Below are 23,047 nucleotides of genomic sequence, written 5' to 3' on the forward strand. Positions count from 1 at the left end.
ACGGTCCGGTTCGGTACAGTGAGCCGACCTCAGTACGACGACGTGAACGGACACCATGAGCCAGCCGCCCTCCTTCCCCGCCGGACCGCCCGCTCCTCCCGCCGGCTACGGCGACCAGCCCGGAGCGCCGCGCCGGAGCGACGCCGACCCCTCCACCCCGTTCTTCTGGGCGATCGTGCTGCTGCCGCTGGTCGGCCTCGTCAGCGTGTTCTTCATCGACATCGACACGTGGGTCGGCGACATGATGCGTGCGGGCACGTCAGGCGACGGAGCCGTCAACGCCGCCACCCCGCCCGGCCTGGTCGCGGCGCAGCTGATCAGCTGGGCTTCGTTCGCGCTGACCGTCGTGCTCGCGTTCTTCGACTGGCGGGCGCTGCGGGCCCGTGGCATCGACCGGCCCTTCCCGTGGCCGTGGGCGTTCCTGTCGGTCGTCTACGTCATCGGCCGCACGGTCGTCGTGAAGCGCCGGACGGGCCGCGGCCTCGCGCCGCTCTTCGTCTACATCGGCGTCTGGCTGGTCAGCGTCGTCGTCGCGAGCATCGTGGTCGCCCAGGCGCTCGCCGTGATCGGCTCGATGACGCCGGGCGTGCCTGCGGGGTCGTAGCCGGGCGTCGGCTGCCGCCAGCTTGCGGGCGGCTGCCGGGCCAGGTCACCCGCCGGGGAGGCGCGGGCCGGCCTCCCGAGGACGGGCGCGTCGGCGCGACGCACCTCACCACCGTCGGCCGGGTAGGACTGAGCGATGAAGAACGATCGGCTCGGCCACGTCGTGTGGGGCATCAGCGTCGTCGTCGCGATCGGCATGATCGCCCTCGTCTGGCTCGTCATCGAGCCGAGCGTCTGGTTCTCGATCCTCTTCACGGCGTTCGTCGTCGTCATCACCGCCGTCAACGGTCGCAAGGCCTTCGGCACGACGCCGCCCGCCGACCAGGGCGGCGGGGACCGCGCGCCGGGCTTCTTCTAGACCGCGCCTCCGGCCCGGGGCCCTGGGGCGGGTGCGCTACGGGCGCGGGGCCGCGAGCTCGAGGTCGATGTCGTCGGGGTCCTGGAGCGAGAGGATCACGAGGCCGAACGGCGGCAGGTCGGTGACCTCGCCGTGGACGATGCCCGCGGGGTCGAGGCGGGCGGCGGCGGCGTGCAGCTCGTCGACCGAGCCGACGCGGAGGCTCAGGTGGTCGAGCCCGACGCGGCTTCCGCTCGCCGGAGGCGCGGGTCAGCTCACCGGCACGGCCAGCGTCCCCGGGCGGGCCGGGTCCTCCGACCCGGCGCCGACCACGCACGCGCCGGCGTGCCGCGCGGCGTCGACCACGCCGCGCACCACGTCCGTGCTCGTCGGGTCGAGCTCGCTCGTGGGGTCGTCCAGGCAGAGGACGGCCGGCTCCGCGACCAGCGCCCGCGCCACCGCGACCCGCTGCTGCTGACCCCCGGAGAGCTGCTCGAGCAGGTTGTGCCAGCTGGCCTCCGGCACGCCGAGACGGCCGAGCAGCTGCTCGACGCGGGCCCAGTCGGCGAGGCCGCCCGCCGAGCCGGCCAGCAGCGGCAGCGCGACGTTCTCGGCGGCCGTCAGGGTGCCGAGCAGCTCATGCTGACGCGTGACGAGCCCCACGGCGGGGCGGCCGGCGGCGTGCAGCTCGACGCGTCCGGCGAGCGGCTGCTCGAGCCCCGCGACCACCCGCAGCACGGCCGAGGGGACGCCGTCGGGGTCGCCGACGAGCACGACCTCCGCGCCGGAGGGCACGACGAGGTCGATCGGCGACGAGGGCGCGCCGTCGGGCCGACGCACCACGAGCCCGACGAGGCGGAGCGTGGGGAAGGTGGGGCGCGCCTCCGGCGGGCGGTGGTCGGGGTCAGCCACGGTCGTCTCCTCCGTCCGCCGGCACGCTCGCCCGGCCACCCGCATCCGCCCGGGACCCAGCACCAGCCCCGGCCCCCGCCCCAGCCCGCCGCACGCGCAGCTCGCCCGGCGCGACCTCCTCGACGGAGACGAGCGAGCCGTCGGCCCAGTCGGCCCGCAGCGCCTGCGGCAGCTGCAGCGATCCGTCGGTGCCGACGACCGACCAGCGTCCCTCGGCCGTCGCCTCCTCGCCGACCCGTCCGTCGCGGAGGTGCACCATGCGCTGCATCCGCGCCGCCACCGCGTCGTCGTGGGTGACGACGAGCACGGCGGTGCCCGACGCGTCCGTCGTCTCGACGAGCAGGTCGAGCAGCGCGTCGCGGGCGACGGGCCCGAGGCGGCTGGTCGGCTCGTCGGCGAGCAGCAGGCGCGGGCGCGGGGCGAGCGCCACGGCCAGCGCGACGACCTGCTGCTCGGTCGGGGTCAGCTGCCCGACGGGGCGACGGTCGCCGGCGAGCCCCGTCGCGCGGAGCACCCGCCGCCCGACCCGCAGGTCGTCCCGGGCGCGGCTGCCGACGGCCCAGGCGAGGTTGCCGAGGGCGTCGTCGTGCAGCAGCAGGTTCGCCGGGGCGCCCTGCATCATGAGGCCGAGGGTGCCGCGGCGGAGGCGCCGGACCGTCGCGGCGCTCGCGGTGGCGAGGTCGGTGCCGAAGACCTCCGCGCGGCCGGCCGAGGGGCGCGTCACCCCGGCCACGATGGAGAGCAGCGTCGACTTGCCCGAGCCCGACGGGCCGAGCACCGCGACCCGCTGCGCCCCGGGCACCACGAGGTCGACGCCGCGGAGCGCCGCCACGTCGGTCCCCGCCTCGCGGTAGACGTGCACGAGCCCGCGGCAGAGCAGGGCGAGGTCGTCGCTCATCGGGTGGTCCCTCCGTCGCGGTGGTCGTGCCGAGGGTCCCGACGCCCGTGTTCGACCCGGGCCGCGACCCCGGCCGTGCCGGCCAGCAGCGCCAGCGTCCCGACGACGACGAGCGCCAGCGGCAGCCAGGCCGGGGCGAGGTCGGGCGGCGGAGTCCGCCCCGAGTCGACGACGAGGGGCAGCCCGGGGATCGTCAGCAGGTACGCGACCAGCCCCGCGACCCCGCCGAGCACCGTCCCGACGGCCGGCGGCAGGAACACCTCGAGCCGCGTCGCCCGCCTCAGCCGCCCGCCCGGGATGCCCGCCGCCTCGAGGGCGGTCCGGTCGCGTCGTCGCGACGGCGCCGACACGACCCGGGCCGCGACGGTCGCCGCCAGCGTCAGCAGCAGCGCCGCGCCCCCGACGACCAGGGCCAACGAGGAGGCGCGGGTCGGCGCCGCGTGCCGGTAGCCGTCCGCCGTCGCCGCCAGGGTCGTGGTGGTGACGACCTCGATCCCCTCCCGTCGCAGGGCCGACACGACCCGCGCCTCCTCGTCGGCCGTCGTCGGGGCGAGCCAGACCTCGTGCTCCGACTGGGAGAGGGCCGGGTCGGTGACCCGGTCGAGCATCGCGAGGTCGACCAGGACGCCCTCGCCGCCGAGCCGCGGCAGCACCCAGGCGTGGCCGACGTCGGCGAGCAGCCGGGAGCTCAGGTCGGGCCCGATGCCGACGACCCCGCCGTCCACGCCGGCGAACGGCTCGACCGCGGTCCCCTCCGCGACGAGGGCGGGCAGCGGCTCGGGGGCGTCCCGCGGCGCGATCGACGCCGTGTCGCCGCCCTGCTCGTCGAGGAGGGTGAGCTCGAGCCCGGGGCGTCCGTCGGCGTCGAGGACGAGCGCGGTGGCCGGACGCGTCGGGTCGACGTCGTCGCCGACCCGGTCGTGCCAGCGGTCGGCCGCGAGCCAGCCCTCCGTCTCGTCGGCGCCCTGTCGGTCGGTCGAGACGCCCGTCACCGTCAGCGAGACGCCGAACGGCGGCGTCGTCGCGCGCGAGCTCGTCGCGCCCAGCCAGACGACGCGGCAGCCGGCTTCGCAGGGGAACCGCCCGGGCACGCTCGTGAGCGTGCCGTCGCGCGGCGAGCCGAGATCGACGGTGTGCCAGCCGTCGTCGGCCTGCACGACGAGGCGCAGGGAGACGTCGGCAAGGTCGGTGGGGAAGGCGTCGGTCGTCAGCCCGCTCGGCGCCGCGGTCGCCACGTCGGCGACGTCGAGCGAGACGCTCGAGCCCGTGAGGACGAACGAGTCGCCGGCGGGCGGCGAGAGCAGGTCGTGCAGGCGTTCGGCGGTGCCGGCGTCGCTCCAGGCGGGCGACCAGGCCGCCACCGCGCCGAGGCGCTCGGAGTCGACGGCGACGAGCCGCCCGACGCCGGTGCCGCGGGTGAAGACGTCGACCGCCATCGCTAGCCGGCCGTCGGGGTCGGCGGCCCGCACCGCCTCGACGAACGGCACGTCGCCGGGCACCGAGACCGAGAGCGCCGTGGCCGCCCCGACGGAGGCGCGGGCCCGGTCGACCTGGAGGCGGTCGGCCGTCGTCGCCACCTGCGTCGCCCAGCCGGCGACGGCCACCCCGAGGCAGACGAGCACGGCGGCGGTGAGCACCGAGGGCGCCCGGCCGAGGCGCCGCGTGACGAGCACGGCCGTCAGCGAGCGCGGCGGTCGGCGGGCGGACCGCGCCGCGAGCAGGGCCACGACGCGGAGGGCGACGACGCCGAGCAGCACGGCCACGAGGCTCGGGGCGAGGAGGGCGACGCCGGGGGCCGCGGCGGTGCCGGCGTCGGTCGTGCCGGTGCCGGTGCCGTCGCCCGCGCCGGTGCCGACGCCGCTCGTGGCCAGCGCGACGAGCACGGTGACCGTGACGAGCGCGAGCCCGGCCTGCACGGCGACGCCGACGCGGCCGAGGCGCTGGGGGTCGGCCTGCCGCGCGAGCAGCTGGTCGAGCGGCACCCGCGCCGATCGCAGGCTCGCGACGCCGAGCGCCGCCAGCGACCCGAGGAGCGCGAGGGAGGCGGCGCCTGCCACGAGCGGGCTGGTGGGCTCCACGGGCACCTGCGACCCGAGGCCGGAGCGGACGGCGACGACGGCCGCGCCCCAGCCCGCCAGCGCGCCGAGCACCGCGCCGACGAGCACGGCCAGCGCAGGCTCCGTGAAGACGGTCGCGAGCCACCGGGCACGGGAGAGCCCGCGCAGCCGCGCGAGGCCCCATTCCGCCGAGCGGACGCGGGCGAGGCGCTGCACGACGAGGGCGACGCCGAACCAGGCGAGCGCGAGGGCCTGCAGGGCGGTCGCCGCGGCGATGACGGCGGCCGCGTCGGACTGCCGGTCGAAGCGCTCGAGCACCCCGGTCAGCCCGGTGCGGAGCTGCGCCCGGGCGGCGGCCCCGTCGGAGCCGAGGGTCGACTCCTCGATCGCCGCGACGTCCGCCCGCACGCCCACGACGTCGTCGAGCGCGAGGGGGCGGGTCGGCACGAGGGCGCCGTAGATCTTGGCCTGCAGTGCCAGCTCGTCGAAGCCGCCGCTCGTGACGACGAGGTCGTCGACGACGGGCACGTCGACGCTGACGGCTCGCGAGGGCGCCGCGAAGAACCGGCCGTCGCCCCGGCTCGCGTCGTAGCGGCCGGTCACGGTCAGCTCGACGGCGCCGTCGTCGGTACGGGCGACCAGGGTGTCGCCGACGGCCACGCCCTCGGTCGTCGCCGAGGCCATCACCTCGTCGTCGGCCGTGGGGCACCGGCCCTCGACGAGGTCGGTGTCGCCGCAGTCCTCCCGGTAGAGGCCCGCGACGCGGGCGCCGCCGGTCACGTCGGGAGCCGCCGTCGTCGACCAGGTGACCTGCGCGCCCGACTCGAGGGCGGTGACGGCCGGTCGCCACACGCCGCCGACCTCGACGTCGCCGACGACGTCGCGGACGTTCGAGGTGCGGACCACGGCCGAGCCGTCCTCGGCCGCGGAGACGACGACGAGCGTCGTCTCGTCGACGTGCGAGGGGGCCGTCGCCTCGGCGAGCGACTGCTGCTCCACGGCGCGGAGCGTCATCGGCGCGAGCACCGAGACGAGCACGGCCAGCGCGGAGAGCACGACGAGCGACACGGCTCCCGCCGGTCGGCGGAGCACGCTCGTGACCCAGGAAGGACGAGCCACCGGCACCTCCTCGTGCGGTCGTGGACGAGCCGACCCTATCGGCGAACGGCGCCTCCGCCCGGCTCGGCCCGGGCCACGGCGGGCCGCCGCCTGCGAGACTCGGGGGCATGCCCGTCCACGGTTCCCCCCTGCAGCGCCTCGGCTTCCTCACGATCGGGTCGTTCGACCCCGCCTCGCCGGCCGGCGGGCACGAGGACACCCTCCGCGTCATCGAGCGCGGCGAGGAGCTCGGCCTCGACAGCGCGTGGCTGCGCCACCGCCACCTGCAGCCCGGCATCTCGTCTCCCGTCGCGATCATGGCCGCGGCGTCGCAGCGCACGAGCCGCATCGAGCTCGGCACCGCGGTGACGCCGATCGGGGCCGAGAACCCGTTCCGGCTCGCGGAGGACCTCGGCACGGTCGACGTGCTCCTCGGCGGTCGCCTGAACCCCGGCTTCTCCGCGGGCACGCCGATGAACTTCGACCTCTACCGCGACGCGATCTACCCCGACACGCTCGAGCACGAGGACCTCGGCTACGACCGCCTCCTCCGCCTCCGCGACCTCGTGCGCGGCGACGTCGTCAGCGCGTCGCCGGGCACGCGGGGCATCGAGCAGTTCAGCGACGTCGTGCAGCCGCACAGCCCCGGCCTGGTCGACCGCCTCTGGTGCGGCGTCGGGAGCACCCGGTCGGCCGTCTGGGCGGGCGAGAACGGGTTCCACCTGCTGGCGTCGAGCGTCACGAAGGCCGAGCACGGCACCGACTTCGCGGCGAACCAGCGCGCCCAGATCGACGCGTACCGCGACGCGCACGCGGACGGCTCCTCCGCCCGGGTCTCGCAGGGGCTCGTCGTCGTGCCGACCGACTCGGCCACGCCCGAGCAGCGTGCCCGCTACGCCGCGTACGCCGAGTCGCGCGCCGGCCGGGTGGGCGTGCCGCAGGGCCCCGGGCAGCTGCTCTTCGCGGCCGACCTCGTCGGCACCTCGGCGGAGATCGCCGACGCCCTGCACGCCGACCCCGCCTACCAGGCCGTCGACGAGGTGGCCTTCGCGCTGCCCTTCGCCCTCGAGCCCGACGACTACGCGCAGATCCTCACCGACCTCGCCGAGCACCTCGGCCCCGAGCTCGGCTGGTCGCCCACGCCGGCCTGACCCGCCCCCGCCGCGGCCACCCCCGCGGCAACCGGCGCCGCTCCCGTCAGCCCTCCCCGCCGCCGTGCACCACGCGCTCGAGCAGCTCGAGGTCGATGCCGACGTGGGCGCGGGCGAGGCGGGCCGCCTCGGCCGCACGCCCGTCGTCGATCGCGGCGACGATCGCCTCGTGCTCGGCGAGCGCACGCAGCTCCATCTCGCGCATGCCGTCGGGTCCTCCCCAGACGTGGGCGGGCGCGGCGATGCTGACCCGCGCCTCCAGCTCGAGGAGGACGTCGCGCAGGGTCGCGTTGTGCGCCGCCGCGGCGATCGCCACGTGCAGCAGCTCGTCGGCCTTCTGCGACGCGAGGCCCGAGTCGGCGGCGCGGTAGGCCTCGAGGCGCTCGCGCAGCACGACGACGTCGGCGTCGGTGCGGTTCTCGGCGGCGGCCTCGGCGACGGTGCCGTGCAGCCGGCCGATCGCCTCGCTCGTGTCGCGGAGGTCGCTCCAGCGCGCCGCGAGCGTGCGCCGCGCGACGGCCGTCGCCGTGCCGCCGTCGGGCGCGAGGACGAACGAGCCGCCGCCGCGCCCCCGCTGGGTCTCGATCAGGCCGTGCTCGACGAGGCGGGCCAGCGCCTGCCGCACCGTCATGCGCCCGACGCGCAGCGACGCCGCGAGCTCGCGCTCGGCGGGCAGCCGCTGACCGGGCAGGTACTCGCCGGTGGCGATGGCCGTGACGAGCCGGTCGGTGATGTCGTCGGCGCGGGTCGTGGTCTCGAGCGGGGCGTGCAGGGCTCCCGAAGCGGGGGAGGCGCCCGTCGCCTCGACGGGACCGGCGGCGGCCTCGCTCGTCGTCATCCGTCCCTCCCCAGCCCCTCGTCGTGTTACACCCACGTTAAGTCACGCAGAAAGGTCTTGGCACGAGACCTTTGCGGGTGCATGCTCTCTCGCATGTCCACGAGCACCGAGTCCTCCCTCCCGTTCCGCGACGGCCAGACGTGGTTCCAGGTGACCACGCCCGACGAGCCGCGCGACGGCGCGCTGCCCCTCGTCGTGCTGCACGGCGGCCCCGGCATGGCCCACGACTACCTCCGCAACCTCACGGCCCTCGCCGACGAGACCGGCCGCACCGTCGTCCACTACGACCAGTTCGGCTGCGGCCGCAGCAGCCACCGGCCCGACGCCCCCGTCGAGACCTGGGGCGCCCCGCTCTTCGTCGCCGAGTTCGAGGCGCTCGTGGCGCACCTCGGCCTCGAGCGGTTCCACGTGCTGGGCCAGTCGTGGGGCGGCATGCTCGGCGCCGAGATCGCCGTGCGGCAGCCCGCCGGCCTCGCGAGCCTCGCGATCTGCAACTCGCCGGCCTCCATGCAGCTCTGGGTCGAGGGCGCCGCCGAGCTGCGCGCGCTGCTGCCGACCGAGACGCAGGAGGCGCTGCAGCGTCACGAGGACGCCGGCACCACCACCGACCCCGAGTACCTCGCCGCCACCCAGGTCTTCTACGAGCGCCACGTCTGCCGCGTCGTGCCCATGCCCCAGGACTTCGTCGACAGCGAGGAGCAGATGGAGGCCGAGCCCACCGTCTACCACACGATGAACGGGCCGAACGAGTTCCACGTCATCGGCACGATGCGCGACTGGACCGTCGTCGACCGCCTGCCGCGCGTGAGCGCCCCGACGCTCGTCGTCGCCGGCGAGCACGACGAGGCGACGCCCGCCACGTGGCAGCCCTTCGTCGACGGCATCGCCGACGTGCGCAGCCACGTCTTCGCCGGCGCCAGCCACTGCAGCCACCTCGAGCAGCCGGAGGAGTTCCGCCGCGTCGTCGGCGAGTTCTTCGCGGCGCACGACGCCACGACCCCCACCGACTCGACCCCCGCCGACCTGGCCCCCTGACCGGCGCGGGTCGCGCTCCCTGAACCGACGCGACCCGCGCCTCCCGCACGACCGCCCCACCGCACCTCTCCTGCGGCACCCCCACCGCACCTCCTCGTCGTTCCCCCGCCTCGACCCGAGAAGAGACACCATGTCCGAGAAGACCGCGTCACCCGAGCTGAGCAACCAGCAGCAGCTCGAGCAGTACGGCTACACGCAACAGCTGAAGCGGTCGGTCTCGACCGGCGACCTGCTCATCTACGGCCTCATCTTCATGGTGCCGATCGCGCCGTGGGCGATCTTCGGCACCGTCTACAACGCCTCCTCGGGCATGGTGCCGCTGGTCTACCTCGTGGGCCTCGTCGCGATGATCTTCACGGCGCTCGCCTACGCGCAGATGGCGAAGTCGATCCCGCTGGCGGGCTCGGTCTTCTCCTACGTCGGGCGCGGAATCCACCCGATCGCCGGGTTCTTCGCGGGCTGGGCGATCCTGCTCGACTACCTGCTCGTGCCGACGCTGCTCTACGTCTTCGCGGCCGAGTCGATGATCGGCATCTTCCCGGGCACCGCCCGCTGGATGTGGGCGCTCATCTTCGTCGCGATCAACACCGCGGTGAACCTGCTCGGCATCAGCTCGATCAAGCTGATGAACCGGGTCTTCCTCGTGATCGAGGTCGTCTTCATCGTGATCTTCGTCATCATCGCGGTCACGGCCCTCAACGGCGGCACGATCCCCGGCGCCGAGTTCACCACCGACCCGGTCTGGGACTCCAGCAAGGTCACCGCGCCCCTGATCGCCTCGGCGCTGTCGATCGCCGTGCTGAGCTTCCTGGGCTTCGACGGCATCTCGACCCTCGCGGAGGAGAGCACCGGCAAGCGCGGCGGAGCGGGCAAGGCCATGATCATCGCCCTCTTCATCGTCGCCTTCTGCTTCGTGCTGCAGACCTGGCTCGCCAGCGCGCTCGCCGCGGGCCGCGACTCGTTCCCCGAGGGCGAGGCGGGCAACGCGTTCTTCGAGCTGGTCCGCGAGGCGTCGAACAGCGGCTGGGCGACGGCGTTCTTCGTCGTCAACGTGCTCGCCGTCGGCATCGCCAACGCCATGGCCGCCCAGGCCGCGACGTCGCGCCTGCTGTTCTCGATGAGCCGTGACGGGCAGCTGCCGAGATTCCTCTCGACGATCAACGCGCGCCAGGTGCCGCAGGCCGCGATCCTCGTCGTGTCCGCGCTCTCGGCGGTGCTCGTGCTCTTCTTCGTCGGCCAGATCGACGTGATCTCGTCCCTCGTCAACTTCGGGGCGCTGTTCGGCTTCATGCTGCTGCACGTGTCGGTCGTCGTGCACTACGTCGTCAAGAAGAAGTCGCGCAACTGGCTGCTGCACATCGTGGTGCCGGTGATCGGGTTCCTCATCATCGGCTACGTGCTGGTGAACGCGGCCCCCGAGGCGAAGATCGGCGGCCTGGTCTGGCTCGTCGTCGGGGCCGGCGTCTTCCTCTACTACCGCAGCCGGGGAGGCGCGGCCCCCACCCTCGGACAGGCCGCCGACGGCGAGGCGGTCACCGCCGCCCCCGCCGCCCCCGCGGCCGACAGCGAACGGCACGACGCGTGAGCGGGGTCGAGGCGGGCGCCCCGGGTGCCGCAGGCTCCGGTGGCGGGGCGGCCCGCGCCTCCTCGTCGGGTGCGGGCGCGGGTGCGGGTCTCGAGGGCGTCGACCACCTCCTCGGCAACGAGCTGGGCCGGCCGGGCTTCAGCGCCGCGGTCGAGCCCGTGCTGCGCATCACGCCCGGCACCGGCGAGACGATCGGCTTCGAGACGAGCGACGCGGTCTACGCCGAGCTGCACGACCACCACGACCTCGCGGCGCTGTCGGTGCCGATCAACCCCGTCACCGGACCGGTCTTCGTCGAGGGCGCGATGCCCGGCGACGCGCTCGCCGTGACGGTGCACGACATCCGGCTGGTCGACCACGGCTGGTCGGTGAGCCTGCCCGGCTCGGGGGCCCTGCAGCACGTGATGGGCGACGAGATGTTCACCCGACGCGTGCCGATCGACGCCGAGGGCGTGCACGTGACCGACCGGCACGTCTTCGCACCGCGTCCGATGATCGGCTGCATGGGCACCGCTCCCGCGGAGGGCGAGAACTCGACGATCATGCCCGCCTACCCCCAGGGCGGCAACATGGACGTCACCGAGAACGCCATCGGCTCGACCGTCTACCTGCCCGTCATTGTCGAGGGCGCGTACCTGTCGATCGGCGACGTGCACGCGATCATGGCCGAGGGCGAGTCGTCGTTCGTGGCGATCGAGGCGCAGGGCACCGCGGTCGTGTCGATCGACCTGGTGAAGGGCGCGGGCCTGCGGGCGCCGCGCATCGAGACCGCCGACGACTGGATCTTCGTCGGCCTCGGCGACCCCGTGCAGGAGAGCGTCCGGCGCGGGTACGAGGACGCGTTCTCGTTCCTCGTCGACGACCACGGCTGGACGCGGGGCGACGCCTACGCCGTGCTCAGCGCGGTCGGGCACTCGCGGCTGGGCGGGCCGACGGGGTCGGTCGCGCCCGACCCGCTGCACCCGTTCGCGGCGGTGGGGGCCGTGACGCTGCACCGCGTGCCGAAGTCGGTGCTGTAGCCGCGCCTCCTGCGGCGGAGGCGCGGGGTGCTCGGGCGCCCCGGTGCCGGCGGAGAGACGCCCCGGTGCCGGCGGAGAGACGTGCCGGTGCCGCCGGTCCAGGCCGGAGGCGCGGGGTGCGTCCCTACGCCAGCTCGGCGAACAGCGCGGTCACGAACTCGGTCCGCTCGACCATGCCGTCGAGGCTGATCCACTCGTGGCGGGCGTGGGCCCCGCCGCCGACCCCGCCGACGCCGTCGAGCACGGCCGCGCCGAGCGCCGCGGCGAAGTTGCCGTCGCTCGCGCCGCCGACCGACACCTCGCGCAGCTCGAACCCGAGGTCGGAGGCGACCCGTGCCGCGCGCTCGTAGAGGGCGCCGGTCTGGGGGGAGCGTTCCATGACGGGACGGTTCCAGCCGCCCGTGACCTCGACCCGGGCGAGCGGGTCGTGCGCGGTGAGCGAGGCGAAGAGCCGCTCGACGCGGGCGGCCTCGTCGGCCGTCGTCACGCGGACGTCCACCATCGCGCGGGCGTGCCCCGCCCGCACGTTGGTGCGCGTGCCGCCCTGCACGATCCCGACGTTGATCGAGGTGCCGGCGTCGATGTCGGCCTCGCCGTGCAGCTGCAGCACGAGCCGCGCCATCTCGTCGACGGCGCTCGCGCCGGCCCGCGGGTAGAGGCCGGCGTGCACCTCGACCCCGAAGGCCTGCACCTCGAAGATGCCGACGCCCTTGCGGGCGGTCTTGACGGCGCCCTCGGCGGCGGACTCGAAGACGAGCACCGCGCCTCCACGGCCGACCTCCTCCTCGATGGAGGGGCGGGACGCGATGCTGCCGACCTCCTCGTCGCCGTTGAGCAGCAGACGGACGCCGGGCCGCGGCAGGCCCAGCGCGTCCGAGACGGCGAGGGCGTGCCCCAGCTGCACCAGCCCCGACTTCATGTCGAAGACGCCGGGGCCCGTCATGCGGTCGCCCTCGATCGTGACCGGCCACTCGGCGAGCGTGCCCTCGGCCCAGACGGTGTCGTAGTGGCAGAGCGCGGTGACCCACTCGGCCGAGCCCGTCGGCGAGGGGAAGTCGAGCGCCACGGTGTCGCCGTAGCCCTCGACGACCCGCACGCGACGGTCGGCGGCGGGGCCCGCGGTGCGCCCCAGGAACGCCTCGATCCACGCCAGCCCGACCTCGAGCAGGTCGACGTCGTCGGACGGCGTCTCGAGCGAGGCGTACGTCACGAGGTCGTCGACCATGGCGTCGCGTCGGGCCTCGACGGCGGTCCGCATCGCGGCGCGGTCGGTGGGGGAGAGGGTCACGGGGGCTCCGTCGGTGGGCGTTCTGCGGTCCCGACCATCGTGCACCCTCCACGCGACGGGCGCGGGCGCGGCGGGCGGGCGCGACGGGGCGGGCTCGGGCCCCGGGGAGGGCGCGGCGATGTCGGGGGGGGGGGCGTCGATACAGTGACGACGACCACCGAGCCGTGACGAGAGGGGCCCCGTGCGCATCCTGCACACCAGCGACTGGCACCTGGGGCGCACCCTGCACGGCGTCGACCTGCTCGAGCACCAGTCCGCGTTCGTCGACCACCTCGTCGAGCTCGTCGTCGAGCGATCGGCCGACGTGGTCGTGGTGGCGGGCGACGTGTACGACCGGGCCGTCCCCTCGGTGCCGAGCGTGCGCCTCCTCGGCCAGGCGCTGCGGCGGCTGAGCGAGCACGCGGTCGTCGTCGTCACGCCGGGCAACCACGACTCGGCGGTGCGGCTCGGCTTCGCGGCCGAGCTGATGCGACCGGGGCTGCACGTGCTCGCCTCGGTCGAGCGCCTCGCCGAGCCCGTCGTCGTGCACGACGAGCACGGACCGGTCGCCTTCTACGGGCTGCCCTACCTCGACCCCGACACCGCGCGGCACACGCTGGCCGAGCCCTCGGCTGCCGCGGGGCCCACCGACCCCTCCGCGGAGGAGGCGCGGGTCGGCCCCGACGCCCCGCCGCCGGTCCCCGAGCCGCTCGCGCGGTCGCACGAGGCCGTCGTCTCGGCCGCGCTCCGGCGCGTGCGGGGCGACCTGGCGGCGAGGCCCGGCACGCGCTCGGTCGTCGTCGCCCACGCCTTCGTCTCGGGCGGGGCCGTCAGCGACAGCGAGCGCGACATCCGCGTCGGCGGCGTCGACTCGGTGCCGAGCGGGGTGTTCGCCGGCGTCGACTACGTCGCCCTCGGCCACCTGCACGGCGCCCAGCGCGTCGGCCCGGCCCGCGACGTGCGCCCGGTGCTGCGCTACTCGGGGTCGCCGCTGGCCTTCTCGTTCGGCGAGGTCGGGCACGTGAAGTCGACGGCGCTCGTCGACCTCGCGGCCGACGGGTCGGTCGAGGTCGAGCTGGTGCCGACGCCCGTGCCGCGGCGCCTGGCCGAGGTGACCGACACGCTCGGGCACCTGCTCGACGGGCGTCACGACCACCTCGCCGACGCCTGGCTGCGCGTCAGCGTGACCGACCCGGTGCATCCCGACCGCCTGTACGCCCGGGTCACGGAGCGCTTCCCCCACGCGCTCGTCGTGTTGCACACCCCGGTCGGCGCCGTCGACCAGCCCCGGCTGCGGGTCGTCACGGCCGAGACCGACCCGGTCGAGGTCGCCGCCGACTTCGTCGCGTTCGCCTCGGGCGGGCCGGCCAGCGAGCCCGAGCTCGCCGCGCTGCGCCACGCGTACGAGCAGGCCCGGGCGAGCGAGGCCAGCGCGTGATCCTGCATCGCCTCACCCTCTGCGCGGTCGGTCCGTACGCCGGCGAGCACACCGTCGACTTCGCGGCGCTCGGGGCCTCGGGCATCTTCCTGCTCGAGGGCCCGACCGGCGCCGGCAAGTCGACCGTCATCGACGCGATCGTCTTCGCGCTCTACGGCGGGCTCGCGGGCGAGGGCGCGAGCATCGACCGCCTGCGCAGCCACCACGCGCCGCCCGGGGTCGAGCCGTTCGTCGAGCTCGTCTTCGAGACGGCGGCGGGCGTGCACCGCGTCCGGCGGACGCCGAAGTGGCAGCGCCCCAAGTCGCGCGGCACGGGCACGACGACCGCCAACGCGACGGCCTCGCTGAGCCGCCTGACGTCGCCCGACGCCGTCGGGGGCGAGCCGGTGTCGACCAGCACGCAAGAGGTCGGGGGCGAGATCGCCCGCATCCTCGGCCTGACACGGCAGCAGTTCGTGCAGACCGTGGTGCTCCCGCAGGGCGAGTTCGCGGCCTTCCTCCGCTCCACCGGCGAGCAGCGCCGACTCATGCTGCAGTCGCTCTTCGGCACCGAGATCTACGAGCAGACCACCGCGCAGCTCGTCGAGGGGCGGCGGGCGGCGCACGCGGCGGTCTCCGCGGCCGACCGCGCCGTCGAGCTCGGGGTCGCCCGGCTGCGCGAGGCCGTCGGGGTCGGCGGCGACGAAGCGAGCGCCGACGGGCCGGCCGTCGACGGGTCCGCCGCCGACGGGCTGGCCTCCGACGACGTCGCCGTCGACGTCGGCGAGCAGGCGCTCGTCGCCGAGCCGGCTCGGCCGACCGTCGGCGAGGCCTTCGAGCAGGCCGTCGGACTCGGCGGCGCCGCCACGATCGACGGTGAGGCCCTCGACGCCGTCCTCGGCCGACTGATGCACCACGCCGACGTCGAGGCCGCCCGCCGCGACACCGCCCGCGCGGCCCGCGACGAGGCCGCGACCCACCACGACGAGCAGGTGCGACGGCGCGCGGCCCTCGATCGTCGCTCCGAGCTGCTCGAGCGTGCGCGGCGGCTGGCCGAGGCCGAGCCCGACGTCGAGGAGGCGCGGCTCCGCCTCGACGCGGCCGGTCGCGCCGACGGCGTGGTCGGCTCCGCCCGCGGGGCCCGAGAGTCCGAGGCGGCCCTCGAGCGCGCCGGGGAGCGCCTGGCCGACGCACGGGCGACCGCGGAGGAGCACGGCGCGACCGACGGCGCAGGACCAGCCGCAGCCGTAGCCGACCTCAGGGACGCCGCCACCGACACCGACACCGACGCCGACACCGACACCGACGCCGACGCGGCGCACGCGTCCCTCTCCACCGCCCTGGGGCTGCTCGTCGCGCGACGAGACGCGCTCCGGGCCGACCTCGTCGGGCTCGGCACCGTCGCCGCGCTCGAGCGGGAGCTGCCCCGGCGGCGCCGCGCCCTCGAGGTGGCCGAGGCCGACCTCGTGCGCCTCGACGACCGGCTCGCCGAGACGACGGCCGACCTCGTGCAGCGTCCCGGGCGCCGTGCCGAGCTCGACGCGGCCCGCGCGGCGGTCGCCGCCGCGGCCTCCGCCGTCCCCGTGGCGGAGGCCGCCCTCACGGACGCCCGCCGCACCCTGGCCGCGGTCGACCTCCTCGACGGGCACCGGAGCGAGGCCGACCGCCTCGCCGACCTGCTCGTCACGGCGACCGAGCGGGCCCTCGCCGCCGTCGAGACCGAGTCCGCCCTCCGCCGACGCCAGATCGCGGGCATGGCCGGTCAGCTCGCCGCGGCCCTCGTCGACGACGAGCCGTGTCCGGTCTGCGGCTCGGTCGACCACCCCGCTCCCGCCTCGCTCACCGACGACCACCCGTCCGACGACGACGTCGAGGAGGCCGCCGGTGCGACGCGGTCGGCGCAGGGAGCCCAGGCCGACGCCTCCGCGGCCTGGCGGACGGCGACGACCCGTCGAGACGACGCGCTCCTCGGGCTCGGCGACGTCGACCGCGAGACCGCACAGGCCGCCGTCGAGCGGGCGACGAGCGACCTCGAGGCCGCCCGCGCGGCCGTCGCGGCGGAGGCCGCGGCCGTCGCGACGCTCCGCGACTTCGACGCCGAGACCGAGGCCGTCCGCGGCCGGCTCGACGCCGAGCGACTCGAACGGGCGACGCGGCGGGAACGACTCGACGGCGACCGCCGTCAGCTCGACGACGACGCGACCGTCGTCGCCGGGGCGCTCGAGGCCGGCGCCGCCTCGGCCTCCGTCGCCGACCGGGTCGCGGCCGTCACCCGGCGCGCCGACGCCCTCGACGTCCTGGTCGAGGCGACGCGTGCCCACGACGCGGCGCGCGACCGCCGCGACGAGCGGCGCCGCGAGCTCGCCGACGCCCTCGAGAGGTCGGGCTTCCCCGACGCCGGGGCGGCCGCGGCCGCCGCGCTCGAGCCGGGCGAGCGCTCCGCGCTCCGGGCCCGCGTCTCCGCCCACGACGTCGAGGCCGCCGTCGTCACCTCCGGGCTGCTCGAGCCGACCGTCGCGGCCCTGACCGGCGACGAGCCCGTCGACGTCGCCGCCGCCCGCGCCCGCCTCGACGAGGCCGAGGCGCAGCTGGCGGAGCGCACCGACGACGCGGCCCGGGCCCGCGACCGGGCCACGCGGTCGGGCGAGGCCCTCGCGGCGCTGCGGCGAGCGGAGGCCGCCGGGGCCGAGGTGGCCGAGGAGGCGCGGGCGGTGGTGCGGATGGCCGACCTGGCCAGCGCCTCCTCGTCGGTGAACCCGACCGGCGTCACGCTCGGCACCTACGTGCTGCTGCGCCGCTTCGCCGACGTGGTGGCCGCCGCGAACGTGCGGCTCGCCGTCATGTCGAGCGGCCGGTACGCGCTCGAGTCGTCCGACGAGCGCGAGCAGGGGTCGCGCTCGCGCAAGACGGGGCTCGCCCTGGCGATCCGCGACCGGACGACCGACAGCACCCGCGACCCCGCGAGCTTCTCGGGCGGCGAGACGTTCTACGCCTCGCTCAGCCTCGCGCTCGGCCTCGCCGACGTCGTGCAGGCCGAGGCCGGCGGGCTCGAGCTCGGCACCCTCTTCGTCGACGAGGGGTTCGGCTCGCTCGACCCCGAGACGCTCGACGCCGTCATGACCGAGCTCGGGCGGCTGTCCGACTCAGGCCGGGTCATCGGCATCGTGAGCCACGTCGACGAGCTCAAGCAGCGCATCGCCGACCGCCTCGAGGTGCGCCGGCTGCCCGACGGGTCGTCGACGCTCCGGTCGACGGTCGGCCCGTGACGCCGACCCCGAGCCCTCGGCCCGTGACCCCGAGCCCGAGCCCTCGGCCCGTGACCCCGAGCCCCGACACGCAGGCGGCGGGCCGTGCGTCCCGTCCCGGCCGGTGCCGAGGGGACGCACGGCCCGCCGGGGGTCGTGCGGGTGGCGCGGGTCAGACGACCGGGCCGCCGCCGTCCGTGGTCGAGCGGCGCGTGACCTGCTCGCCGCTCGTGGGGTCGACGGCCGTGCGGGAGGTCGAGGTGACCTGACGACGACGCGTGAGGAAGACGATGCCGAGCAGCGTCACGACGACGCCCGCACCGATGAGGATGTAGCCGATCAGCTGGATGTCGATCCCTGCGACCTGGAAGTCGAGAGCGAACGCGAGGATCGCGCCGATCACGATCAAGGCGATGCCGCCGCCGATGCTCATGTGGTCTCCTTGGGTAGCCGACGACGGGTCTCGTCGGGTGCCTCACCGTACCGACCCCGCGCCTCCCCGGTTACGTGACCCACCCGGTCTGGGGGTCGAGGGTCGCTGCGGTCGGCAGCTCGTGCCCGTCACCGCGTGCCGCGAAGTCAAGGGGGCTGACGACGCGCGCGACCTGAGGTAACCTCGTCACACCCCGGCCGGTGCCGCCCCTGTGACTCCTTTCAGAGCGACGACCGTCGTTCGATTCCCGGTGGTGGAGAACAGGCGGCACCGCCGGGGACCCTCGCCTCAGCCGAGCGTGCCGCCGAGAGCCCGCAGCGCCGCCCGCAGCGATCGAGCGTCGACCTGGCCCGGCGCGCTCGCCTCGCCCGCGGCGCCGAACGTCATCGCCGACCCGACCGTGTCGCCGGCCAGCCGCGACACCGCGCCGAGCGCGCCCATCGACATGGTGACGGCCGGCACGAGCCCCGGTCCGCGGCGGAACTCCTCGGTCGCGGCGAGCAGCGTGAGCACATCGGCCGGCTCCCGGGGCATCGCCGCGAGCTTGACCACGTCGGCGCCGTGCTCCTGCTGCTCGACGAGGCGCGAGACGATCTCGGCCCGATCGGGCGTCGCCGTGAAGTCGTGCGACGACAGGAGCACGACGATCCCGGCCGCATGGGCGGCGTCGACGACCCGCTCCAGCACGTCGGGCTGCGTGTACATCTCGACGTCGACGACGTCGGGCCGGGTCGCGGCGTCGAGCCCGATGAGCCGCTCGAGCAGGCGGCCGTAGGCGTCGGGCGTGATGTCGCGCGCCCCGCCCTCCTGCTTCGTGCGGAACGTCGCGATCACCGGCACCTCGTCCGGCAGCGCCGCGCGCACGACGCCGACGGCCTCGGCGACGCGGTCGAGGTCGTCGACGGCCGTGAGGTGGTCGAGCCGGAGCTCGACGACGTCGACGGCGTCACGCCACGGCCCGGCCGCGTCGGCCAGCTCGGCCGCGCGGCCCGCGAGGGCGTCGGCGGTCGCGGCGACGAGCGGCACGCAGATCGCGGGCGTCCCGTCGCCGAGCGTGATCGACCGCAGGGTCACGGGCCGGGGCACGGGCCGCACGTCAGCCACCCACCGACGAGGAGGCGCGGCTCGGCTGCGCAGGCAGCCCGACCGAGCGTCGCATCGCGTCCCGCACCGCGTCCTCGTCGGGCAGCGCCGTGTCGGGCCGCACCGCGCCGGCCGAGCGCGCGTCGCCCGCCACGAACAGCCGCACCTGCCCGATCGCCTGCTCGACGAGCATGTCGAGCCCGCTCAGCACGATCCCGCCCTGCTCGGCCCAGCGGCTCGCGAGGCGCGTCGGCCACGGGTCGTAGGCGACGTCGAACAGCACGGAGGAGGCGCTGCGCGGCGCCAGGTGCAGGTCGTCGGCCGCGCCGCCGGGCAGGGTGCTGACGACGAAGTCGAGGGGCCCGAGCACGGCGAGCTCGGTGAGCGGCGCGACCGAGACGTCGGCGCCGAGCGACGCCGCGAGCGACGTGAGCTCGCCCGCCTTGCCCGGGGTGCGGAGATGCACCGAGAACGACCGTGCCCCGAGACGGTGCGCCGCGAGCATCGCCGAGGCCGCCGTGGCGCCCCCGCCGAGGATCGTGGCGGCGGCGGGCCGGGCGTCGTGCCGTCGCTCGACCGAGCGGACGATGCCGTCGACGTCGGTGTTGTGCCCGTGCAGAGCGCCGTCGTCGCCGCGCACCACCGTGTTCGCGACGCCGAGGTCGGCGGCGAGCGGCGAGACGGTGTCGAGCAGCGGCAGCACCTCGCGCTTCAGCGGCATGGTGAGGCTGAGCCCGAGCCACGACGCGTCGAGCCCGTCGACGAAGGCGGTCAGCCCGCCCGAGGCGACCTCGGCCCGGCCGTACTCCCAGTCGAGGCCGAGCACGTCGTAGGCCGCGGCGTGCAGCGTCGGCGACAGCGAGTGCCCGATCGGGGAGCCGAGCACGGCCAGTCGGCGGGGAGCTGCGGTCACTCGGGCACCTCGGTGTCTCAGGTCGGGTCGGGGAGGGCCGCACGGCTCGACCGGGGCGGCGCGGCGGGGGACGACCCACCCTATTACCGGCGGCTCCGGGGCTCGACGGCACCGCGCCTCCTCGGGGGTGCTCGTCCCGGCCCCCGCCGGTCTGGCACGATCGGGCGATGGAGATCCGTCCGTTCGAGCCCGCCGACACCGAGGCCGTCGTCGCCCTCTGGGAGGAGTGCGGCCTCACCCGACCCTGGAACGACCCCCGCGCCGACATCGCCCGCAAGCTGCTCGTGCAGCCCGAGCTCTTCCTGGTCGGCGTCGAGCCGGGCGACGGACGCGAGGAGGCGCTGGTCGCCACGGCCATGGCCGGTCACGAGGGCCACCGTGGCTGGCTCCACTACGTCGCGGTGTCGCCGTCGCTCCGCGGTGCGGGCCGCGCGCGGAGCCTCGTGGCCGAGGTCGAGCGCCTGCTCACCGAGGCCGGCTGCCCGAAGCTGCAGCTCATGGTGCGGACCGGCAACGAGCCCGCCCTGGCCGCGTGGCGGCGCCTCGGGTACGAGCCGGCGGACGCCGTCGTGCTCGGGAAGCGGCTGATCGCCGACTGAACGGCTGCTGGCCGGGGGCTGGTCGCCGCCTCGTCGACTCGGCGACGACCGTCGCGTTAACAACACGTGACGAACGGCACGAGGGGCTTGTCAGAGTTCACAGCGCTTGCTTAGGGTCGTGTGGTCGGGCCCCCGTGCGGGGTACACCGCCGACATCGCCCCCGCACCAGCCGGCCCACCAGGAGAACCCCACAGCATGCGCGAGAGCCGCCCCTCCACCACCACGACCGGGACGGGGGCGCGACGACGTCGTGCGGCCCTCTCCCTCGTCGCCGTCGCCACGCTGGGAGCCGGCCTCGTCGCCGCCGTCCCGGCGCAGGCGGACACGACCACCATCGACATCCTCGGCATCAACGACTTCCACGGTCGCCTCGCGCAGGAGTCCTCCCCGACGGCCGGCGCGGCCGTCATGGCCGGCAAGGTGAACGAGTACCGCGCCGCCAACCCGAACACGCTCTTCGTGTCGTCGGGCGACAACATCGGCGCCTCGACCTTCACCTCGTTCATCCAGGACGACGAGCCGACGCTCGACGCGCTGAACGCCATGGGCCTCGACGTGAGCACCCCCGGCAACCACGAGTTCGACAAGGGCCAGGACGACTTCAACGGTCGGGTCACCGCGAACAGCGAGTTCCCCTACGTCAACGCGAACATCTACGAGACGGCGACCGGCGAGCGCGCGTACGACCCCTACTCCGTCCAGGACGTCGACGGCGTGCAGGTCGGCTTCATCGGCGCGATCACCGAGCTCATGCCCGAGCTGGTCAGCCCGGCCGGCATCGAGGGCCTCGAGTTCCGCGACATCGTCGACTCGGTCAACGACGCGGCCGCCGAGCTCACCGACGGCGTCGACGAGGCGGGCAACGCCGAGGCCGACGTCATCGTGCTGCTCGTGCACGAGGGCAACGCCTCCGCCGACGAGGCCGACGCGACGGGCGACTCCGACTTCGCCGACATCGCGCTCAACGTCTCGCCCTCGGTCGACGCCATCCTCTCGGCGCACACGCACGCCACGTACGACTTCACCGACATCGTCCCGACCGGCGGCACGAAGCCCCGCCCGATCGTCCAGACCGGCAGCTACGGCGCGAACCTCAGCCACCTCGTCGTCGCGCACGACGACGTGACCGGCGAGAACACCGTCACGAGCGAGCTCGTCCCCCTCTACGAGTCGGCCGACCCCGACCCGACCGTCGCCGGGATCGTCGCCGACGCCGAGGCGTTCGCCGCCGTCGCCGGCCGCGAGCCGGTCGGCACCGTCACGGGCGACCTGAACCGCGCCCGCCAGAGCGACGGCTCCGAGAACCGGGGCGGCGAGTCCACCCTCGGCAACCTGGTCGCCGACGCGCAGCTCGCGGCCACCCAGGACCAGGAGGCGCAGCTCGCCCTCATGAACCCCGGCGGCCTCCGCGCCGACCTGGCCTACGCCTCCAGCGGTGCTCCCGGCGACGCCGACGGCGTGGTCACCTACCAGGAGGCCGCGGCCGTGCAGCCCTTCGCGAACACCCTGGTCGTCTCCGACCTGACCGGCGCGCAGATCCGCGCGACGCTCGAGCAGCAGTGGCAGCCCGCGGGCTCGTCGCGGCCGTTCCTCAAGCTCGGCGTCTCGAAGGGGCTGTCGTACACGTACGACCCCGCCGCCGCGCAGGGCGAGCGCGTCGGCGTCGTCACCCTCGACGGCGTCGTGCTCGACGAGGCCGCCACCTACAAGGTGACCGTCAACTCGTTCCTCGCCTCGGGCGGCGACAACTTCACCGCCCTCGCCGGCGCCTCGTCGCAGGCCGACAGCGGCAAGATCGACCTGCAGAGCGCCGTCGACTACTTCGCGTCGAACCCCGTCGTGTCGCCCGACCTCGCCCAGCGCGCCGTCGGCGTCTCGTCGCCCGACGTGGTGCCCGCCACCGGCTACGCGCTCGGCGACACGATCACGGTCGACCTTTCGTCGCTGACCTTCAGCGACCAGGAGGCCCCCGCCGCGCTCGACGTGGCCTACGAGGGACGCTCGCTCGGCCAGGTGCCGATCGACGCGACCATCGTCGACCAGAGCGACGAGCAGGGACGTGCCCAGCTGAAGCTCGACGTCGTCGACGGCGCCCAGGGCGACGTCGGCACCGCGGCCGTGCGCGAGCTGCAGGTCTCGGTGCCCGGCACCGACACCGTCGTGACGGTCGCCGTGCAGATCCCGGACGAGGCCACGCTCGAGCTGGCCGCGGCGGTCGACCCGGTCGACCCGACGCTGCCGGTCGACCCGACGCTGCCGGTCGACCCGACGCAGCCCGTCGACCCGACGCAGCCCGTCACGCCGACCGACCCCGCCGCCCCCGGCGCGGGCGGCGGCTCGGGCCCCGGGACGACACCCGCCGGCGGCGACCTCGCCTACACCGGCTCGGACGCGGCCTTCTCGGGCCTCGCCCTGGCGCTCGCCCTGCTGGTGGCCGGCGCCGGTGCGCTGACCGTCACGCGCCTCTGTCGTCGCCGCCTCGCCGCGGACGCGTCGGGCACCACCGCGGACTGACCACGCAGGGCTCGGCCCGCACCACCCGCACGGACCCGGACG

At 75.6% G+C, this 23,047-nt stretch carries 18 protein-coding genes; 10 read left to right on the forward strand and 8 right to left on the reverse strand.

The features are described from left to right. The first annotated feature begins 55 nt into the window (after positions 1-55). Both EDF38_RS00390 and EDF38_RS00395 read left to right on the forward strand, forming a co-directional pair. A complete protein-coding gene (locus EDF38_RS00390) occupies positions 56-604 on the forward strand; it encodes a hypothetical protein (protein ID WP_123353447.1) in 549 nt (182 codons plus the stop codon). Between the two features lie 135 nt (positions 605-739). Then, positions 740-961, forward strand: coding sequence for a hypothetical protein (locus tag EDF38_RS00395; RefSeq protein ID WP_123353448.1), 222 nt, complete (start codon positions 740-742; stop codon positions 959-961). Positions 962-1,210: 249 nt separating this feature from the next. On the opposite strand, the gene EDF38_RS00405 is transcribed toward EDF38_RS00395, so the two are convergent. Genes EDF38_RS00405 through EDF38_RS00415 form a run of 3 tightly spaced genes read right to left on the reverse strand, consistent with a single transcriptional unit; the run spans position 1,211 to position 5,926 of the window. Continuing rightward, positions 1,211-1,852, reverse strand: a complete 642-nt coding sequence (locus tag EDF38_RS00405; protein WP_158613283.1) for an ATP-binding cassette domain-containing protein — start codon at positions 1,850-1,852, stop codon at positions 1,211-1,213. Further along, positions 1,845-2,750, reverse strand: coding sequence for an ABC transporter ATP-binding protein (locus EDF38_RS00410; RefSeq protein WP_123353450.1), 906 nt, complete (start codon positions 2,748-2,750; stop codon positions 1,845-1,847). The genes EDF38_RS00405 and EDF38_RS00410 overlap by 8 nt, the downstream gene beginning before the upstream one ends. Further along, the gene (locus tag EDF38_RS00415) at positions 2,747-5,926 is read right to left on the reverse strand and encodes an FtsX-like permease family protein (protein ID WP_148061409.1); all 3,180 of its coding nucleotides are present in this window, start codon (positions 5,924-5,926) and stop codon (positions 2,747-2,749) included. Before EDF38_RS00415 ends, EDF38_RS00410 begins: the two co-directional genes overlap by 4 nt. A 107-nt stretch (positions 5,927-6,033) precedes the next feature. Between EDF38_RS00415 and EDF38_RS00420 the strand changes: the two genes are divergently transcribed. Continuing rightward, positions 6,034-7,056 (forward strand): LLM class flavin-dependent oxidoreductase, encoded by a 1,023-nt coding sequence (locus EDF38_RS00420; RefSeq protein ID WP_123354917.1) that lies wholly within the window; start codon positions 6,034-6,036, stop codon positions 7,054-7,056. Between the two features lie 46 nt (positions 7,057-7,102). Here the strand turns inward: EDF38_RS00420 and EDF38_RS00425 are convergent, their stop codons facing one another. Then, on the reverse strand, positions 7,103-7,894 hold the full coding sequence (locus tag EDF38_RS00425) for a FadR/GntR family transcriptional regulator (RefSeq protein ID WP_123353452.1): 792 nt from the start codon (positions 7,892-7,894) through the stop codon (positions 7,103-7,105). Positions 7,895-7,987: 93 nt separating this feature from the next. Here EDF38_RS00425 and EDF38_RS00430 point away from each other — a divergent pair, with 93 nt between their 5' ends. The 3 genes from EDF38_RS00430 (at position 7,988) to EDF38_RS00440 (ending at position 11,533) form a co-directional block, all read left to right on the forward strand. Continuing rightward, on the forward strand, positions 7,988-8,929 hold the full coding sequence (locus EDF38_RS00430; protein ID WP_233572087.1) for a proline iminopeptidase-family hydrolase: 942 nt from the start codon (positions 7,988-7,990) through the stop codon (positions 8,927-8,929). Positions 8,930-9,059: 130 nt separating this feature from the next. Continuing rightward, a complete protein-coding gene (locus EDF38_RS00435; RefSeq protein ID WP_123353454.1) occupies positions 9,060-10,514 on the forward strand; it encodes an APC family permease in 1,455 nt (484 codons plus the stop codon). Beyond that, a complete protein-coding gene (locus EDF38_RS00440; RefSeq protein WP_233572089.1) occupies positions 10,511-11,533 on the forward strand; it encodes an acetamidase/formamidase family protein in 1,023 nt (340 codons plus the stop codon). The genes EDF38_RS00435 and EDF38_RS00440 overlap by 4 nt, the downstream gene beginning before the upstream one ends. A gap of 124 nt (positions 11,534-11,657) precedes the next feature. Here EDF38_RS00440 and EDF38_RS00445 read toward each other — a convergent pair whose 3' ends face one another. Next, positions 11,658-12,821: a M20/M25/M40 family metallo-hydrolase gene (locus EDF38_RS00445; protein ID WP_199734538.1), complete on the reverse strand. Its 1,164-nt coding sequence runs from the start codon at positions 12,819-12,821 to the stop codon at positions 11,658-11,660. A 181-nt stretch (positions 12,822-13,002) separates the two neighbouring features. On the opposite strand from EDF38_RS00445, the gene EDF38_RS00450 reads away from it, so the two are divergent. Next, positions 13,003-14,238 carry an exonuclease subunit SbcD gene (locus EDF38_RS00450; protein WP_123353455.1) on the forward strand — a complete coding sequence of 412 codons (1,236 nt, stop codon included), beginning with the start codon at positions 13,003-13,005 and terminating at the stop codon, positions 14,236-14,238. Then, the gene (locus tag EDF38_RS00455; RefSeq protein ID WP_123353456.1) at positions 14,235-17,483 is read left to right on the forward strand and encodes an AAA family ATPase; all 3,249 of its coding nucleotides are present in this window, start codon (positions 14,235-14,237) and stop codon (positions 17,481-17,483) included. Before EDF38_RS00450 ends, EDF38_RS00455 begins: the two co-directional genes overlap by 4 nt. 151 nt (positions 17,484-17,634) lie before the next feature. Here the strand turns inward: EDF38_RS00455 and EDF38_RS00460 are convergent, their stop codons facing one another. From EDF38_RS00460 to EDF38_RS00470, 3 genes are all read right to left on the reverse strand, one after another. Further along, positions 17,635-17,895 (reverse strand): DUF6458 family protein, encoded by a 261-nt coding sequence (locus EDF38_RS00460; RefSeq protein ID WP_123353457.1) that lies wholly within the window; start codon positions 17,893-17,895, stop codon positions 17,635-17,637. A 288-nt stretch (positions 17,896-18,183) separates the two neighbouring features. Then, complete coding sequence (aroD, locus tag EDF38_RS00465; protein ID WP_123353458.1) at positions 18,184-18,999, reverse strand: type I 3-dehydroquinate dehydratase; 816 nt, start codon at positions 18,997-18,999, stop codon at positions 18,184-18,186. Then, positions 18,992-19,891, reverse strand: a complete 900-nt coding sequence (locus EDF38_RS00470; protein WP_123353459.1) for a shikimate dehydrogenase — start codon at positions 19,889-19,891, stop codon at positions 18,992-18,994. Before EDF38_RS00470 ends, aroD begins: the two co-directional genes overlap by 8 nt. 167 nt (positions 19,892-20,058) lie before the next feature. Here EDF38_RS00470 and EDF38_RS00475 point away from each other — a divergent pair, with 167 nt between their 5' ends. Beyond that, positions 20,059-20,490 carry a GNAT family acetyltransferase gene (locus EDF38_RS00475; protein WP_123353460.1) on the forward strand — a complete coding sequence of 144 codons (432 nt, stop codon included), beginning with the start codon at positions 20,059-20,061 and terminating at the stop codon, positions 20,488-20,490. A gap of 196 nt (positions 20,491-20,686) precedes the next feature. After that, complete coding sequence (locus EDF38_RS00480; RefSeq protein ID WP_123353461.1) at positions 20,687-23,005, forward strand: bifunctional UDP-sugar hydrolase/5'-nucleotidase; 2,319 nt, start codon at positions 20,687-20,689, stop codon at positions 23,003-23,005. Positions 23,006-23,047: the final 42 nt, after the last annotated feature.

It is taken from the genome of Frigoribacterium sp. PhB160 (assembly GCF_003751785.1).
Classification (GTDB): Bacteria; Actinomycetota; Actinomycetes; order Actinomycetales; family Microbacteriaceae; genus Frigoribacterium.

Coding starts and splice junctions, on each gene's coding strand:
- EDF38_RS00390 (WP_123353447.1), top strand. CDS start 56: ATGAGCCAGCCGCCCTCCTTCCCCGCCGGACCGCCCGCTCCTCCCGCC.
- EDF38_RS00395 (WP_123353448.1), top strand. CDS start 740: ATGAAGAACGATCGGCTCGGCCACGTCGTGTGGGGCATCAGCGTCGTC.
- EDF38_RS00410 (WP_123353450.1), bottom strand. CDS start 2,750: ATGAGCGACGACCTCGCCCTGCTCTGCCGCGGGCTCGTGCACGTCTAC.
- EDF38_RS00420 (WP_123354917.1), top strand. CDS start 6,034: ATGCCCGTCCACGGTTCCCCCCTGCAGCGCCTCGGCTTCCTCACGATC.
- EDF38_RS00425 (WP_123353452.1), bottom strand. CDS start 7,894: ATGACGACGAGCGAGGCCGCCGCCGGTCCCGTCGAGGCGACGGGCGCC.
- EDF38_RS00430 (WP_233572087.1), top strand. CDS start 7,988: ATGTCCACGAGCACCGAGTCCTCCCTCCCGTTCCGCGACGGCCAGACG.
- EDF38_RS00435 (WP_123353454.1), top strand. CDS start 9,060: ATGTCCGAGAAGACCGCGTCACCCGAGCTGAGCAACCAGCAGCAGCTC.
- EDF38_RS00460 (WP_123353457.1), bottom strand. CDS start 17,895: ATGAGCATCGGCGGCGGCATCGCCTTGATCGTGATCGGCGCGATCCTC.
- EDF38_RS00475 (WP_123353460.1), top strand. CDS start 20,059: ATGGAGATCCGTCCGTTCGAGCCCGCCGACACCGAGGCCGTCGTCGCC.
- EDF38_RS00480 (WP_123353461.1), top strand. CDS start 20,687: ATGCGCGAGAGCCGCCCCTCCACCACCACGACCGGGACGGGGGCGCGA.